General features: G+C 57.8%; 13 protein-coding genes. 11 read left to right on the plus strand and 2 right to left on the minus strand.

Annotation, left to right across the window (positions count from 1 at the left end):
• Nucleotides 1–219 precede the first annotated feature (219 nt).
• Entirely contained in the window at nt 220–825 is a 606-nt protein-coding gene (locus tag ACR0KM_RS18825; protein ID WP_480861211.1) for a COG3904 family protein, read from the plus strand.
• Between the two features lie 243 nt (nt 826–1,068).
• On the opposite strand, the gene ACR0KM_RS18830 is transcribed toward ACR0KM_RS18825, so the two are convergent.
• Together ACR0KM_RS18830 and ACR0KM_RS18835 are read right to left on the minus strand one after the other, a co-directional pair.
• Nucleotides 1,069–2,199, minus strand: coding sequence for a Hint domain-containing protein (locus tag ACR0KM_RS18830; protein ID WP_480861210.1), 1,131 nt, complete (start codon nt 2,197–2,199; stop codon nt 1,069–1,071).
• Nucleotides 2,200–2,565: 366 nt separating this feature from the next.
• Nucleotides 2,566–3,339: a DeoR/GlpR family DNA-binding transcription regulator gene (locus ACR0KM_RS18835; protein WP_480861209.1), complete on the minus strand. Its 774-nt coding sequence runs from the start codon at nt 3,337–3,339 to the stop codon at nt 2,566–2,568.
• Between the two features lie 211 nt (nt 3,340–3,550).
• Here ACR0KM_RS18835 and ACR0KM_RS18840 point away from each other — a divergent pair, with 211 nt between their 5' ends.
• From ACR0KM_RS18840 to ACR0KM_RS18885, 10 genes are all read left to right on the plus strand, one after another.
• Nucleotides 3,551–4,495 carry an ABC transporter substrate-binding protein gene (locus ACR0KM_RS18840; RefSeq protein ID WP_480861208.1) on the plus strand — a complete coding sequence of 315 codons (945 nt, stop codon included), beginning with the start codon at nt 3,551–3,553 and terminating at the stop codon, nt 4,493–4,495.
• A 76-nt stretch (nt 4,496–4,571) separates the two neighbouring features.
• Nucleotides 4,572–5,594, plus strand: a complete 1,023-nt coding sequence (locus ACR0KM_RS18845) for a quaternary amine ABC transporter ATP-binding protein (RefSeq protein WP_480861207.1) — start codon at nt 4,572–4,574, stop codon at nt 5,592–5,594.
• Nucleotides 5,591–7,582 (plus strand): ABC transporter permease, encoded by a 1,992-nt coding sequence (locus ACR0KM_RS18850; RefSeq protein ID WP_480861206.1) that lies wholly within the window; start codon nt 5,591–5,593, stop codon nt 7,580–7,582. Before ACR0KM_RS18845 ends, ACR0KM_RS18850 begins: the two co-directional genes overlap by 4 nt.
• A 1-nt stretch (nt 7,583) precedes the next feature.
• Nucleotides 7,584–8,465 carry a phosphotransferase gene (locus tag ACR0KM_RS18855; RefSeq protein ID WP_480861205.1) on the plus strand — a complete coding sequence of 294 codons (882 nt, stop codon included), beginning with the start codon at nt 7,584–7,586 and terminating at the stop codon, nt 8,463–8,465.
• A gap of 8 nt (nt 8,466–8,473) precedes the next feature.
• Nucleotides 8,474–10,918, plus strand: coding sequence for a GcvT family protein (locus tag ACR0KM_RS18860; protein WP_480861204.1), 2,445 nt, complete (start codon nt 8,474–8,476; stop codon nt 10,916–10,918).
• A gap of 10 nt (nt 10,919–10,928) precedes the next feature.
• Complete coding sequence (locus ACR0KM_RS18865; protein ID WP_480861203.1) at nt 10,929–11,714, plus strand: inositol monophosphatase family protein; 786 nt, start codon at nt 10,929–10,931, stop codon at nt 11,712–11,714.
• An 11-nt stretch (nt 11,715–11,725) separates the two neighbouring features.
• Nucleotides 11,726–12,478, plus strand: a complete 753-nt coding sequence (locus ACR0KM_RS18870; RefSeq protein ID WP_480861202.1) for an N-formylglutamate amidohydrolase — start codon at nt 11,726–11,728, stop codon at nt 12,476–12,478.
• A gap of 71 nt (nt 12,479–12,549) precedes the next feature.
• Nucleotides 12,550–13,836, plus strand: coding sequence for a glutamine synthetase family protein (locus ACR0KM_RS18875; protein ID WP_480861287.1), 1,287 nt, complete (start codon nt 12,550–12,552; stop codon nt 13,834–13,836).
• Nucleotides 13,837–13,935: 99 nt separating this feature from the next.
• Entirely contained in the window at nt 13,936–15,318 is a 1,383-nt protein-coding gene (locus ACR0KM_RS18880; RefSeq protein WP_480861793.1) for an aldehyde dehydrogenase family protein, read from the plus strand.
• Nucleotides 15,315–15,840: iron-containing alcohol dehydrogenase (locus ACR0KM_RS18885; RefSeq protein WP_480865544.1), on the plus strand; the 526-nt coding region annotated here is incomplete at its 3' end. The genes ACR0KM_RS18880 and ACR0KM_RS18885, both read left to right, overlap by 4 nt.

The raw sequence follows: 15,840 nt of genomic DNA on the forward strand, positions 1-15,840 counted from the left end.
AACTACTCAGTTCGCGCCAACTGGTTCTTTCGCTGGCGATTTTGGTCGGCGCAACGAGCGGCCGTTCGGAGGCTTCGGCACTATCGGATGTAGCACAACACTGGCTGAACTTACCTCATCCGGGTGAGCAACAACAATCCCTGCACAACCCATGAAGCATAGCTGTGGGTTAAGGCAAAACATCAGAAATCAGACAATTTGGTCAAGGATACCCCTCACATGAAAAAGCTCTTAATCAGCTTGATTGTATTATTCGGCCCAGGCGCCTGTGCAGAATTCGATTATGACCCGGTTGTTTTTGAGGCGAAGGACACCGAGATTGTCGCACAAGGCACAATTGACCACACCACCCTTGATCGGTTCCAACAGGCAATGCGCCAGGCTCCGAATGCCGACACGCTGGTTCTTCAAGTGATCGACGGTTCGGCGGATGATGCAGCCAATCTGAGATTTAGCCAATTCGTACGCAATGCAGGTTTCGCAACCCGTGTGCCGTCTGATGGTTTGGTCGCATCTGGAGGAACCGATTTGTTTTTGGCGGGTATCAGCCGCACGCTAGAGGATGGTGCGTGCGTCGGAGTGCACAGTTGGGGTGCATTAGAGGGCCTTCAGGGGGACAAACTGTCCCGATCCCATCCGCTGCATCAACCCTATCTGGCTTACTACAACGCCATGGGCATCCCCCGCGACTTCTATTGGTTTACGCTGGAGGCTGCCCCAGTTGAAGATATCCATTGGATGACCACCGATGAGGTTTTGAGCTATAAAATCACAACCTCTGCGCCTGCGTTTCTGGGAAAGGATAGCATTTGCAGTAGGCGCTGAAGTATTTGTCAGCGCATCAGTTCACTTGTTAGCTGTCAAATATGAGTTGATTGCGAAGACGCTGCAGCCGGATTTCTCCCACGTACTGATCGATCACGATGCCATTCAAGTTGAACAATCCGTCAATGCTCTCCAACTGATCGTATAGACCGCTTTCGAGCGAAAGGGGCCTCGACAAGCACTTAGGGCAGCGGGAAATGCTATAGGTCCAAGGAGCATCTTTTTGGATGTGGAATGCGCAGTCTATTTTCCACCGCGGCTATCAGCTTGAAGCACGTCCTCAGCATGGCGAGAAGCTTCTTTATCAGCAAAGCATAGACAAGGCTTGCTGTTCTTCAGATGTCTGGCAATGAGTAGTTTCTGGCTTTTTCCGCAAGGAATTAAGGCTGCAGGTGTAGGTGCATGGCTCAACCTATCGGCTTCCGGGAAAATGGATAGGATTTCGGCACGGGCTTTGGAGTCGATCGATCCAATCGCCTCGGGCCCCAAGAACAAGCTCTCTGTGGGGGCGCCATTGGCATAGACAATCTCGTGCTTGTCGAGCAGCAGGTGATAGTATTCGACTGAATCAGCTGAATCGTCCAAAAACACACCACTGAGCCCTGTCAATTTGATAGCGGCAACAAGGACTTCACTTTGCCCAAACATTCGTTTTGCGATTTGCGAATGCAAAAGCATCCTATGCTGCCGCGAGACGAGTAGGTCATTTTTGGGAAGGCCATTTCCTAAGCTCCCTGCCGCAATGCGCACTGGATATAGCTTTGGGTTCTCTTGCAAGTGTAAGTTCGACAAAGCTCTGCGGCCAATCCACTTGATTTTCGAAGGCCCATTGTTTGCTGTAAAAACTAGATCACCCTCTCTTAAATCCTCAATTGGAGCACTAAGCCCATTTGGCAATGCAATTTGAGTGCCTTTGACGAAGCATGGTATCGACCCCGGTGTAGGATTTGTCTGGAGTGTGTAGGAGGCCCCGTCATTGGACTCCAGAGATGATCCAAATCCAGCGCTGCCAATTTCCGTTGATGTTAATCCACTGGCGGGCCCCTCGGTGGCTGTCACGGGCGCGGCAGTATCGGTGAATGACAAGAATGAGTAAACCGTTCCGCTACCGTTGTCAGACAGTGAGATCCCGTTACTGAGGGCTAGCCCCGTAAACGTACCAGAAGAGTTTGTGTCGATTAAATATACGTCTTTTCCGGCAACGGTTGTTGGGGTGATGCCGACTAGTGTATTTGTGGACCGAATTGTTCCATCTGCAAAATAAACTGTGATTTGAAGATCTGATATGTCCGTGCCCTGGTCGACTGCGACTTCGACAAAGTCCAGTGACGCACCACCGAGGTACTTTAGCTCTGAGAAGTATGGATCAGGCATTAGTCACCTCTTGTTCCTTGCCTTTCCTGCTGCGACTCTGTGAGTGGCCTCATCTGATTGGTGCTGTGGTGTCTTTAATGCATGATTGGCCAGCGTTCCATCATCACGATGCCTATGGCTGGTGAGCGATAAGCTTAGTCAGAGGGGCTCAGACGTCGCAAGATCGAATAGCGTCTTTTCAGAAGACTTGATTCATGAGTAGCATGGGATTGATCGTAAGTTGCGTGGGCCTGTTGTGGCCGATAAGCTCGTCTTTGTCACATCCTTCATTGATCAAAGGTTCAGCGATAAGGGCGGTACCATCGGTGATGCGCCGGATGTCATATTTCGGTAGACTGTCTTGTGCAATGTTTTGCGAAAGCCAAATCAGTCCACGCAGACAAGATCGATTTCGTTCACAGACAACATCTCGGAAATCGCTGCATCCGGCCTGGCATCGGTGAACAGGACATCGATCTTTCCCAGAGCGTCCAGTGTTACAGGGGCTCGCTTGCCCAGTTTTTCGCTGTCGGCGACCACAACACGAATCTGAGCGTTGTCGATAGCAAGGCGCGCCAGATTGGCTTCTTGCAGGTCATGCAGCATGAACCCCATCTCGGCATTGACCGCGCCCACTGAGAGGATGGCAAAGCGGACGTTCAGGCGTTTGACAAGCTCTTGTGCTTCGATCCCGAAGGCCCCGCCGTCATGGGGTCGTAGTTCACCCCCAGCCATGAACACCTTGTTATTGTTCCGCGACGCTAGTTTATGCGCCACAAAGACCGAGTTGGTTACAACAAACAGATCGCTGTGATCCTTAAGTGCGGTAGCAACATAAGCCGTCGTGGAGCCGATATCGAGGAATAGTGAATCCCCGTCACTGATGATTTTAGCAACCGCACGGGCCAGTTTGTCTTTTGAGTCCGCCTGGGTATCCAGCCGGGTTTCCAGCGTCGGTTCAAGGACCTCTTCTAGTAGGTGAACGCCGCCATGCACCTTGCGTACAAGCGCGCGGTCTTCAAGGTTGCGAACATTGCGCCGGATGGTTTCAAGCGTCACACCCAGCTGGTTGGCAAGAACACTCACACGGCAGGACCCGCCTGAGCGAATAAGCTCCCGCATGATTTCTTCTTCACGCTGATTGGTTGTGTTGAGGTTCATGTATTCGCGCCTGAATGATCTCATTTTAAATCAATCGACAGATACCACAATACCCACGAAAAGCAACATTGCCTTCTTTTTGAGCGGCTTATGATGCCCCATTAGATATTATTTATGGCTTTATGTGGTTTTTCTTGACACAAAACACCACACCATGCTCATCTTTCTAAAAACAACACTGATTCACAAACCTCGACAGGGAGAAGGTAATATGAACAAAAAGCAGAAATTCTTGGCACTGACTTTCGCGACCTTGGGGGCTGCGTCCTCGGTGATGGCTGCGGAATCGTCCGACCCGATCAAGCTCACGCTGCATGATTGGTCTGGCCAGCTGATCAACACCAAGATTATGGGTTCAATCCTGCAAGAGGCCGGGTACAATGTGGAGTATGTTCAGGCTGACTATATCGCGCAGTTCGCGGGCCTGAAAACCGGCGACCTTCATCTGGCGATGGAGATCTGGGAAACCACAGGCCGCGAGGCGCTGGATGAGGCGACGGCTTCTGGCAATGTGGTCAATGTCGGTGAAACCGGCCTGATGGCGATCGAGGAATGGTGGTACCCGTCCTACATGAAAGAGCGCTGCCCGGGCCTGCCCAACTGGGAAGCCCTCAAGGACTGTGCCGAGGAATTCGCCACCGCCGAAACGTCGCCCAACGGGCGCTATGTGGGCGGCCCCGTGACCTGGGGTGGCTTTGACGAAGAGCGTGTCGAAGCGCTGGAGTTGGAATTCGAAGTCGTGCATGCCGGCACTGACGCAGCCCTATTTGCTGAACTGGAATCGGCTTATCAGCGGGAAGATCCAATCATGCTGTGGGTCTATGTTCCGCACTGGGCGCCGGCGAAGTACGACGGCGAGTTTGTGGAGTTCCCACCTTACTCCGCGGAATGCTATAGTGACCCGTCGGTTGGTGTGAACCCAGACCTGGCCTATGACTGCGGTAAGCCGCGCGGCCCGATCTGGAAAGCCGCCTGGTCTGGTCTGCAGGACAAATGGCCCGGCGCGTTCGATATCATCGAAGCCTACAACATCAACAATGATGAAATGAGCGCCATGGTCGGTCAGGCCGATCTGGATGGCGTTGAGATTGACACTGTTGTTGCGGATTGGATGGAAGCCAACAAGGACCGGTGGTCCGGCTGGATCCCCAAGTAATCTGCATATGGCCGGAGCGGTCTCCCGCTCTCAACCCCGCTCCGGCCCTTACTCCCCGCCTGACCGGACCTCACTGATGACACCCAAAACAAAATTGTCCTGCCGTAATGTATGGAAACTTTACGGCCAGAACGCTGACGCGCTGCTGCAACAGAAATCCAACCCATCCGGTGACGATATTCGCGCCGCTGGCGTTATCGGCGCGGTGCGCAACGCCAATATCGACATCGCCGAGGGTGAGATTTTCATCATCATGGGACTATCGGGTTCTGGCAAGTCCACATTGGTCCGCTGCCTGTCGCGCCTGATCGAACCAACCGGCGGCGAGGTGCTATTTGACGGCGTCGACCTGCTGAGCGCCAGTGAGAAAGAGCTGATCGAGATACGTCGTCACAAGATGGGCATGGTGTTCCAGCACTTTGCATTGCTGCCGCATCTGACCGTGCTTCAGAACGTCATGTTCCCACTGACCATTCAGGCCACGCCCAAGGACGAGGCCACAGCCAAGGCGCGCGAGGTTGTGGAACTGGTTGGCCTCAATGGGCGCGAGGATTATTACCCGCGCGAACTGTCCGGTGGTCAGCAACAGCGCGTCGGTATCGCTCGGTCGCTGGTGACCGAGCCGGATCTGTGGTTCCTGGACGAACCGTTCTCGGCGCTGGACCCGCTGATCCGTCGCGAGATGCAGGATGAATTCCTGCGGTTGCAGGAGCGGCTGCACAAGACCATCGTTTTCATCACCCATGATTTCGAAGAGGCCGTGCGTCTGGCAGACCGCATTGCCATCATGAAAGATGGCGAAGTCATCCAGATCGCCACGCCGGAAGAGCTCGTGATGCACCCGGCAACGGAATATGTGGCTGAGTTCACCCGCCACATCCCGCGCTCGAAGGTTCTGACCGTAGGTGGTGTCATGAATGCAGGCGGAACCGGCGAAGGTGAGTCCATTGCGCAATCTGCCCGCGTCTCGGACGTGGCGGAGCGGATCATTGCATCGGATGTGGCTCTGCCCGTGGTTGACGAGAATGGCCAGAGTGTCGGTGCGATTGATCGTAAAGCCGTGGCGCATGTGCTGTTTGGTGAAGGGGATGCGGAATGACGCGCCTGAGCCGTAGCCAGTTTACCATTCTGGCGCTTGTGCTGGTCACAATCGTTCTGGGCTATTATGGCCGCGACCTGGGCAAGGCGCTGGATGCGCGCTGGCTGACCAAGTTTCCCTCGGCCTGGGTGATCCCGTTCAAGACATATATCTCCTCTGCGATGGCTTGGCTGATCGAGGATGCCGCGATTGGCCCGGTCTCGTTCACCGATGTGACCCGCGCCATCGCCTGGCTGATCGAACAGCCCTATGAATTTGTGCTGGCGCTTCTGGCGGATGGCTTCGTCAAAGGGCAGGGCAACGACGCGCAGGTCATCCTGCCCGCGATCAGCTGGATCGTGGTAACCACCGCCGTGATTGCGCTGGGTCAGTATTGCCGCGACTGGGCGCTGGCTGCGCTGGTGGGGGCCTGTTTCATCTATCTGGCGGTCTTTGGCCAATGGGACAGCGCGATGGTCACGCTGGCCTCAGTCCTGATTGCGGTACCGATTGGCGCGGGCGGCGGGCTGTTGCTGGGCATTCTGGCCTATCGGCATCCCACTTTCGAAAAGGTGATCTCGCCGGTTCTGGACCTGATGCAGACGATCCCGATCTTTGCCTATCTTGTGCCGATCCTGTTCATGTTCGGCTTTGGCCCGATCTCGGCGCTGGTTGCGACGATCATCTACGCCACTCCGCCGATGGTGCGGATCACCACACTGGCGCTGAAGGCCGTGGATTCGGAAATTCTGGATTTCGGCCGCATGGCCGGCACAACACAGCGGCAACTGATGTGGCGCGTTCTGGTGCCCTCGGCCAGCCACAGCCTGATGGTGGGCGTCAATCAGGTGATCATGCTGACCCTGAACATGGTGATCATCGCCTCGATGATCGGTGCCGGGGGTCTGGGCTTTGATGTGCTGGCGGCGCTGCGCCGTCTGGACATTGGCGCGGGTTTCGAGGCCGGTATCGCCATCGTGGTTCTTGCCATCGCCGTTGACCGGCTGAGCCAGGCTTTTGCCGAGCGGATGGGGCAGGTGCATCATGAGGTCCCCGGCAGCTGGGTCGCCCGTCATCGCCGCACGGTTCTGGTGCTGATCCTGCTGGTCGTGACCTGGGTGCTGGGGCAGTTTTCCCCGCTGCTGCTTGAATATCCCGAAAGCCAGACGATCACCACCGGTGCCTTTTGGGACAACACTGTTGAATATCTGAACGTCAACTACTTCGACTTTTTCGAGGCAATCAAGGTCTTCTTCCTGACCTGGTTCATGATCCCGATCAAAACCGTGCTGCTGGGCATTCCATGGCCCTGGGCCATCGCGATGTTGACCCTGCTGGGTTGGCACGCAGGTGGCTGGCGGCTGGCGCTGCTGTGCGGCAGTATGGCCTCGCTGATCCTGGTGTCGGGCCTGTGGTCCAAGGCAATGGTTACGGTCTATCTGTGTGGTGCATCGGTGATCCTGGCCACTCTGATCGGGGTTCCGCTGGGTGTGCTGGCGGCGCTGAACAAGCGCGCCGGGACGGCTATCAACCTGCTGATCGACACGCTGCAGACCCTGCCCAGCTTTGTCTATCTGATCCCGGTTGTGATGCTGTTCCGCGTGGGTGACTTCACTGCCCTGATCGCCATTGTCCTGTATGCGCTGGCCCCTGCGGTGCGCTATGCGGCGCACGGGGTGCGGTCGGTCAGTGAGGAGCTGATCGAGGCCGGGCTGGTATCAGGCTGTACCCGCACGCAGCTGTTGCGCCATATCCGTCTGCCGATGGCCCTGCCGGAGATTCTGCTGGGCATCAACCAAACCATCATGCTGGCGTTGTCGATGCTGGTGATCACCGCGCTGGTCGGTACCCGCGATCTGGGGCAGGAGGTCTATATCGCGCTGACCAAGGCGGATACGGGCCGGGGCCTTGTGGCTGGTCTGTCCATCGCCTTCATCGCCATCATTGCCGACCGGTTGATCAATGCCGGGGCGCGTCAGGCCCGCATTCGCTTTGGACTGGAGAGCTGACATGACCCAATCCGATCTATTGGCCCGCATTCAGGATCTGCCCATCTGGGATGGTGCGATTTCGGCACAGCCTTTGACCGGCGGCATCACCAATGTGAACTACAAGGTGACCGACACCAAAGGCTCTTACGTGGTGCGTGTCGGCGATGACATTCCACTGCATCAGGTGATGCGGTTCAACGAGCTGGCCGCCAGCAAGGCCGCCCATGACGCGGGCCTGTCACCGGGGGTGGTCCATGCAGCGGGCGACCTGACGGTGCTGGAATTTATCGACAGCCGGACGCTCAGCGAAGAGGATGTGCGCAACCCCGAGATGCTGCCGCGCGTTCTGCAACTGGTGAAAGACTGCCATCAAGAGGTGCCCAAATATCTGCGCGGTCCGTCGCTGGTGTTCTGGGTGTTTCACGTCATCCGCGACTATGCCGCCACGCTCACGGAACGCGGCAGCGCGCATGAGGCGCTGATCCCCGATCTTGTCGCCGCAGGGGCTGAGCTGGAACGCGAGGCGGGGCCTTATGACATGGTCTTTGGCCATAATGATCTGCTCTGCGGTAATTTTCTGGATGATGGCGACCGGCTCTGGCTGATCGATTTCGACTATGCGGGCTTCAATTCCCCGCTGTTTGATCTGGGCGGTCTGGCCTCGAACAACGGCCTGTCGCCCAAACAGGAAGACTGGGTGCTGGAAACCTACTTCGAAACCGCCGTCACCGACGATCTGCGCCACCGCTATACGGCAATGAAATGCGCCTCGCTCCTGCGCGAAACGATGTGGAGCATGGTGTCCGAGATCACCTCGGAGATCGACTTTGATTATGCGGCCTACTCGGCCGAGAACCTCGCGCGGTTCCGCGCGGCCCTGACAGACTTTAAAAACACCTGAGGACAGATATGACCGACCTTCCCAAAACAGCCAAAGCCGTCATTATCGGAGGCGGCATCATCGGGTGCTCGACCGCCTATCACCTGGCCAAGCTGGGCTGGACCGATACGGTGCTGCTGGAGCGCAAAAAGCTGACCTCGGGCACGACATTCCATGCCGCGGGTCTTGTGGGCCAGCTGCGCTCGAACGCGAATATCACCCAGTTGCTGGGCTATTCGGTTGATCTGTATAACAAGATCGAGGAAGAAACCGGCCTTGGCACCGGCTGGAAGATGAATGGCGGTCTGCGCCTGGCCTGTAACGAGGAACGCTGGACCGAGGTGAAACGGCAGGCTACCACCGCGCATTCCTTTGGTCTGGACATGCAGTTGCTGACGCCGTCTGAGGCAAAAGAGCTGTGGCCGCTGATGGATGTCTCGGACGTTGTCGGGGCCGCCTATCTGCCGACCGATGGTCAGGCGAACCCGTCGGACATCACGCAGGCGCTGGCCAAGGGCGCGCGCTTGGCCGGGGCGAAGATCTTTGAGGATACCAAAGTCACCGATATCGAGATCGAAGACGGCAAGATCCGCGCCGTGATCACGGAACATGGCCGGATCGAATGCGAAAAGGTGATCTGCTGTGCAGGCCAGTGGACACGCACTTTTGCGGGCAAGTTCGGCGTCAACGTGCCGCTGGTGCCGATGGAGCATCAGTACATGGTCACCGAACCGTTCGAAGTGCCCTCGAACCTGCCCACACTGCGCGACCCTGACCGCCTGACCTACTATAAGGAAGAAGTCGGCGGTCTGGTCATGGGCGGTTATGAGCCCAACCCGATCCCCTGGGCCACCAACGGTATTCCGCAGGGATTCCACTATACCTTGCTGGACAGCAATTTTGACCATTTCGAGCAGTTGATGGAATTGGCGCTGGGGCGGGTCCCGGCGTTGGAAAATGCGGGTGTCAAGACCCTCACCAACGGACCGGAGAGCTTTACACCCGACGGCAATTTCATCATTGGTGAGGCACCAGAGCTGAACAACTTCTTTGTCGGCGCGGGCTTCAACGCTTTTGGCATCGCCGCCGGGGGCGGGGCAGGTATGGCGCTGGCCGAATGGGTCCACAATGGCGAGCCGCCGTTTGACCTGTGGTCTGCCGATATCCGCCGCTTTGGCCGCCCGCATTTCGACACTGACTGGGTCCGCACCCGCACGGTCGAGGCCTATGGCAAACATTACACGATGGCCTGGCCGCATGAGGAACACGACTCTGGCCGCCCCTGCCGCAAGTCGCCGCTTTATGACACGCTTAAGGATCAGGGCGCGTGCTTTGGCGAAAAACTGGGCTGGGAGCGTCCGAACTGGTATGCGGATGCGTCGCTGGGCGAGACCGCCAAGGATGTTTACAGCTTTGGCCGCCAGAACTGGTTTGACGCCGTGGGCCGCGAACACAAGGCCGCCCGCGAGGCGGCGGTGCTGTATGACCAGACCTCATTTGCCAAGTTTTCGCTGAAAGGGCCGGATGCACTGGCCGCGATGAGCTGGATTTGCGCCAATGACGTGAACAAGCCTGTGGGCGCGCTGGTCTATACCCAGATGCTGAACGACAAGGGCGGCATTGAATGTGACCTGACCGTTGGCCGTGTGGCGCATGACGAGCTCTACATCGTCACCGGCACCGGCTTTGCCACCCATGATTTCGACTGGATCAGCCGCAATATTCCCGAAGGCATGAACTGTCAGCTGTTCGACATCACCTCGTCCAACGCGGTTCTGTCGCTGATGGGCCCGAAAGCACGGGATATCCTGTCTGCTGTGACACGTGATGACGTGTCGAATGAGGGGTTCAAGTTCGGCACGATCCGCACAATCGGCATCGCCGGTTGCCCGGTCAAGGCGCTGCGCGTGACCTACGTGGGTGAGCTAGGCTGGGAACTGCACCTGCCGGTGGAATATGCCCAAACCGTCTATGATGCGCTCAAAGAGGCGGGCGAACCGCATGGTCTGGTCAATGCGGGCTATCGCTCGATTGAATCGCTGCGGCTTGAAAAGGGCTATCGCGCCTGGGGCTCGGACATCGGACCCGACCACACCCCGTTCGAAAGCGGGCTGGGCTGGGCCGTGAAACTGCGCAAAAACATCGACTTCAAAGGCCGCGCAGCAGCTGAAAAGCAAAAGGCCGAGGGCGTCGCCAAGATGCTGGCCTGCTTTACCGTCGACCCCGATATTGTGCTGCAAGGGCGCGAGACCATCTATCGCGATGGCAAGCGCGTAGGCTGGCTGACCTCGGGCGGCTATGGTTACACCGTGAACAAGTCAATCGGATATGGCTACATCCGCAATGCGGACGGAGTTGATGCGGATTACGTCACTTCGGGCAGCTATGAGCTTGAAGTCGCGACCGAGCGGGTTTCCTGTGACGTGACATTGCAGCCGCTCTACGACCCCAAGATGGAACGCATCAAAGCGTAAGGATCGAATGATGTTGGGCACCAACATACTGGAAGACCACGCAAAGGCGGTCGCGAAAGTAGCCTCGGACGCAGCGATGCGGTACTTTCGCGGGCGGCTGGGGGTCGAGTTCAAGTCCGATGAAAGCCCGGTAACGCAGGCCGACAAGCAAGTCGAAACCGAGGTGCGCACCTATCTGAAACAACACTTCCCCGATCACGGTGTGTTCGGGGAGGAAGAAGGCAAGGACATGGGCGATGGCCGTCATATGTGGGTCATCGACCCCATTGACGGCACCCGGTCCTTTCTGTCGGGGCACCCTCTGTTCGGTTTCCTTCTTGCGCATCTGAACGAGGGTCAAGCCGAGTTGGGTGTTGTCGGGATGCCTGCACTTGATGAAACCTTTGTGGGCGTCGTCGGCAAGGGAGCGACGCTGAACGATCAGCCTATCCATGTTTCGGACCAGACGCGGCTGGATCAGGCGATCCTGTTCGTGAATGAAGGCGACAAGATTTACCGCGACCATCCCAAGGTATTCGACCGTCTGATGCAGTCAGGCCAGACACGACGCTTTGCCTATGATTGCTATCCCCACGCTCTGCTGGCCGCTGGCCATGTGGACGCAGTGGTGGACTACGATCTGCAACCCTATGACTACCTCGCTCTGTCGCCTCTGATCGAAGCGGCCGGTGGGGTCATGACGGACTGGGGTGGCAAACCACTGACGCTTGACTCCGATGGGGCCGTGATCTCGGCCGCAACACCCGCGCTTCATGCCGAGTTGCTGGATGTGCTTCACGCAGGGCAATCGGTTTAACGGAGGGGCACATGGAAACCAGACCAGTTGAAATCATCAACCCCGACGGTAAAGGGCGCGTCGTGTTGCTATGCGAACATGCCAGCAACCGGATACCGGCGGAATATAACGGCCTCGGCCTGTCCGATGCCGACCGCGACAGCCATGCCGCTTGGGACCCCGGCGCGCTCGCGCTGACCCGGGTGTTGTCGCAGGCGCTGGATGCGGCGGCGGTGACTTCGACCGTGTCGCGCCTTGTCTATGACTGCAACCGGCCGCCAAAGGCAGCCAGCGCCATGCCCGAAAAATCCGAGTTGATCGAGGTGCCGGGCAATGTCGGGCTGACGCAGTTGCAACGCGATGCGCGCACGGACGCGGTTTACCGTCCGTTTTGTGCAGCCGTGACTGCTGAATTGGAAAAACACGGGCCCGACACGGTGGTGGTGACGGTGCATTCCTTCACCCCGATCTTCTATGGCCAACCGCGCGGTGTTGAAGTTGGTCTGCTACATGATGACGATAGCCGCCTGGTAGACGCCATGCTCCGCCGTGCGGGGGACATTCCGCACCGGCGCGTGGAACGAAACGAACCCTATGGACCGACGGATGGGGTGACCCATTCGTTGAAGTTACATGCGCTCAGTCGCGGGCTGGCGAATGTGATGATCGAAGTGCGCAACGATCTGATGCGCACTGACACACAGATCGCCGAGATGGCGCGGGACATCCTGACGCTGTTGGAACCGGCTTTGAAAGACATTCCGATCAAGGAGAGTGCAACGTGACGGCACCTTTAACATTCGAGCATCTTAAGGCGCAGGTTTCTGCGGGTGAGGTTGATACGGTATTGGTCTGTATGGTCGATATGCAAGGTCGCCTGATGGGCAAACGGTTCCACGCGGGCCATTTTGTGGCGGGTGCGTGGGAAGAAACCCATTGCTGCAACTATCTGCTGGCCACCGATCTTGAGATGGCAACGCCGGATGGCTACGCCTCGACGAGTTGGGAGCGGGGCTATGGCGATTATGTCATGAAACCCGATCTGAGCACGCTGCGTCCGGTGCCGTGGCTTGAAGGCACGGTGATGGTGATGTGCGATGTGCTGGATCACCACACGCATGAGGAGGTGCCTCATGCGCCGCGGTCAATCCTGAAGAAGCAGGTCGATCGCCTGAAGGCCATGGGCTATGACGCCATGTGCGCGACCGAGCTGGAGTTTTTCCTGTTCGAGAAGAGCTTTGATGAAATCCGCAAGGAGGGTTTCCGCGATTTGGAGCCGATCTCAGGCTACAACGAAGACTATCACATCCTTCAGACCACCAAGGAAGAGCATGTGATGCGTCCGATCCGCAATCATTTGTGGGATGCGGGGCTGCCGGTCGAGAACTCGAAAGGTGAGGCCGAGACCGGACAGGAAGAACTGAACATCAAGTATGCACCTGCGATGGAGACGGCCGAATATCACTCGATCGCCAAGAACGCGGTGAAAGAGATTGCATGGCAGCATGGCCATGCGGCGACGTTCCTGCCGAAATGGCATCACGAGAAGGTCGGCAGTTCGTCCCACGTGCATCAGTCGCTTTGGGCGGACGGGGTGCCGGTCTTTTTCGACGAAAAAGATTCGCTCGGGATGTCGGGGTTGATGAAGAACTATATGGCCGGATTGCTGAAACACGCCGCCGATTACACATATTTCATGGCCCCTTACATCAACAGCTACAAGCGCTTCATGAAGGGCACTTTTGCGCCGACGCGGATCATCTGGTCGGTGGACAACCGCACGGCGGGTTTTCGGCTGTGTGGTGATGGGACCAAAGCGGTGCGGGTTGAGTGCCGCATACCGGGCTCGGACATGAACCCCTATCTGGCAATGGCGGGAATGCTGGCCGCAGGGATTGCAGGGATTGAGGAAGGGCTGGAGTTACAGCCGCCAACCAAGGGCGATGTCTATCAGGGCGACACGGGTATGATTCCGGGCAACCTGAGTGCAGCGCGTGATGCGCTGCATGGTTCGGTGATGCTGCGGGCCGCCATGGGGGATGAGGTTGTCGACCACTATGCCCGTGCAGCTGAGGTCGAAATCGAAGAGTTCGAGCGCGTGGTGACGGATTGGGAGATTGCCCGCGGGTTCGAGCGGGCTTGAGACGGGTCGGGGCAGGCTGGGGGCTCTGCTCCCAGACCCCCGGGATATTTGTGGCCAGATGAAGCAGGGGATCCTGTTTCTTTCGGAAATGGAGTGAAGATGGGGCAGATGTTGAAATGTGTCTCGCCGAATGATGGGTCGGTTTTTGCAGAACGTGAGGTTCTGACGCGTGAGGCGGCGTTTGAGGCGGCGGCACGGGCGCGGGCGGCGCAGACAGCTTGGGCGGCGCGGCCGTTGCAGGAACGTATCGATCTTGTGATGGCGGGCGTGGCAGCCGTCGGTGCGATGAATGACGAGATCGTTCCCGAACTGGCCCATATGATGGGGCGTCCCGTGCGCTACGGTGGTGAGTTTGGTGGCTTTAACGAGCGCGCCAGCCATATGGCGCAGATTGCCGAGACGTCACTTGCCGATATCGAAGTGGATGAGGACGAAACCTTTAAACGCTATATCAAGCGCATCCCGCACGGGGTCGTGTTTGTGGTTGCGCCCTGGAACTATCCTTACATGACCGCGATCAACACGGTGGCTCCCGCGCTGATTGCCGGGAACACCGTGATCCTGAAACATGCCACCCAGACACTGCTGGTGGGCGAACGGATGGCGCAGCTGTTCCATGCGGCAGGTGTGCCTGAGGATGTGTTCCAGAATGTATTCCTGAGCCATGATGTGACCAACGATCTGATCGCGGGCAATGCGTTTGATTTTGTGAACTTCACCGGTTCGGTTGGTGGCGGACAGGCGATGGAGCGTGCTGCGGCGGGCACCTTTACCGGTGTCGGCACTGAGCTTGGCGGCAAGGATCCGGGCTATGTCATGGAAGACGCAGATCTGGATGCCGCCGTGGATACGCTGATCGACGGGGCGATGTTCAACGCCGGTCAGTGCTGCTGCGGGATCGAGCGGATTTACGTGCATGAAAGCCTTTTTGACGCGTTCGTCGCCAAGGCGGTGGAGATCGTGAAGGGCTATAAGCTGGGCAACCCGCTGGACCCCGAGACCACGATGGGCCCGATGGCCAATGTCCGTTTTGCCGACGAGGTGCGCGCGCAGATTGCCGAGGCGATTGCTGCCGGAGCGGTGGCGCAGATCGATCCCTTCCCCGAGGATGATGGCGGGGCTTATCTGACGCCGCAAATCCTGACAAATGTCACCCACGACATGCGCGTGATGCGGGATGAGAGTTTTGGGCCGGTTGTCGGCATTATGAAAGTGTCCTCGGACGACGAAGCCATTGCGCTGATGAATGACAGTGAATTCGGCCTGACCGCCAGTCTCTGGACCCGTGACGTGGACCGGGCAGCGCGCGTGGGCGATCAGATCGAAACGGGGACCGTCTTTATGAACCGGGCCGATTATCTGGACCCGGGCCTGTGCTGGACCGGTTGCAAGAATACCGGGCGAGGAGGTGGATTGTCGGTCATCGGCTATCACAACTTGACGCGCCCCAAATCCTACCATCTGAAAAAGGTAACATCATGAGCCTTGTTGGAAACTGGTCTTACCCGACCGCGATCAAGTTTGGCGCTGGCCGGATCAAGGAGCTGCCCGAGGCCTGTGCCGCAGCCGGCATGAAGCGCCCGCTGTTGGTCACAGACAAGGGGCTGGCCGATCTGCCGATCACTACGGCCACGCTGGATATCATGGAGGCCGCAGGTCTGGGCCGGGGTCTGTTCAGCGATGTGGATCCGAACCCCAATGAAAAGAACCTCGACGCTGGTGTCGCGGCGTATAACGCAGGCGGTCATGACGGGGTGATCGCCTTTGGCGGCGGCTCGGGCCTGGATCTGGGTAAGATGGTCGCCTTCATGGCCGGTCAGACACGCCCCGTTTGGGATTTTGAGGACATAGGCGACTGGTGGACCCGCGCGGATGCCGACGCCATTGCGCCCATCATCGCGGTGCCGACAACGGCCGGGACCGGGTCTGAGGTGGGGCGTGCCAGTGTCATCACCAACTCGGAAACCCACGCCAAGAAGATCATTTTTCACCCCAAAGTTCTGC

The sequence above is a fragment of the Ruegeria sp. G10 genome (assembly GCF_056533645.1).

Coding starts and splice junctions, on each gene's coding strand:
- ACR0KM_RS18825 (WP_480861211.1), top strand. CDS start 220: ATGAAAAAGCTCTTAATCAGCTTGATTGTATTATTCGGCCCAGGCGCC.
- ACR0KM_RS18830 (WP_480861210.1), bottom strand. CDS start 2,199: ATGCCTGATCCATACTTCTCAGAGCTAAAGTACCTCGGTGGTGCGTCA.
- ACR0KM_RS18835 (WP_480861209.1), bottom strand. CDS start 3,339: ATGAACCTCAACACAACCAATCAGCGTGAAGAAGAAATCATGCGGGAG.
- ACR0KM_RS18840 (WP_480861208.1), top strand. CDS start 3,551: ATGAACAAAAAGCAGAAATTCTTGGCACTGACTTTCGCGACCTTGGGG.
- ACR0KM_RS18845 (WP_480861207.1), top strand. CDS start 4,572: ATGACACCCAAAACAAAATTGTCCTGCCGTAATGTATGGAAACTTTAC.
- ACR0KM_RS18850 (WP_480861206.1), top strand. CDS start 5,591: ATGACGCGCCTGAGCCGTAGCCAGTTTACCATTCTGGCGCTTGTGCTG.
- ACR0KM_RS18855 (WP_480861205.1), top strand. CDS start 7,584: ATGACCCAATCCGATCTATTGGCCCGCATTCAGGATCTGCCCATCTGG.
- ACR0KM_RS18860 (WP_480861204.1), top strand. CDS start 8,474: ATGACCGACCTTCCCAAAACAGCCAAAGCCGTCATTATCGGAGGCGGC.
- ACR0KM_RS18865 (WP_480861203.1), top strand. CDS start 10,929: ATGTTGGGCACCAACATACTGGAAGACCACGCAAAGGCGGTCGCGAAA.
- ACR0KM_RS18870 (WP_480861202.1), top strand. CDS start 11,726: ATGGAAACCAGACCAGTTGAAATCATCAACCCCGACGGTAAAGGGCGC.
- ACR0KM_RS18875 (WP_480861287.1), top strand. CDS start 12,550: ATGGTCGATATGCAAGGTCGCCTGATGGGCAAACGGTTCCACGCGGGC.
- ACR0KM_RS18880 (WP_480861793.1), top strand. CDS start 13,936: ATGGGGCAGATGTTGAAATGTGTCTCGCCGAATGATGGGTCGGTTTTT.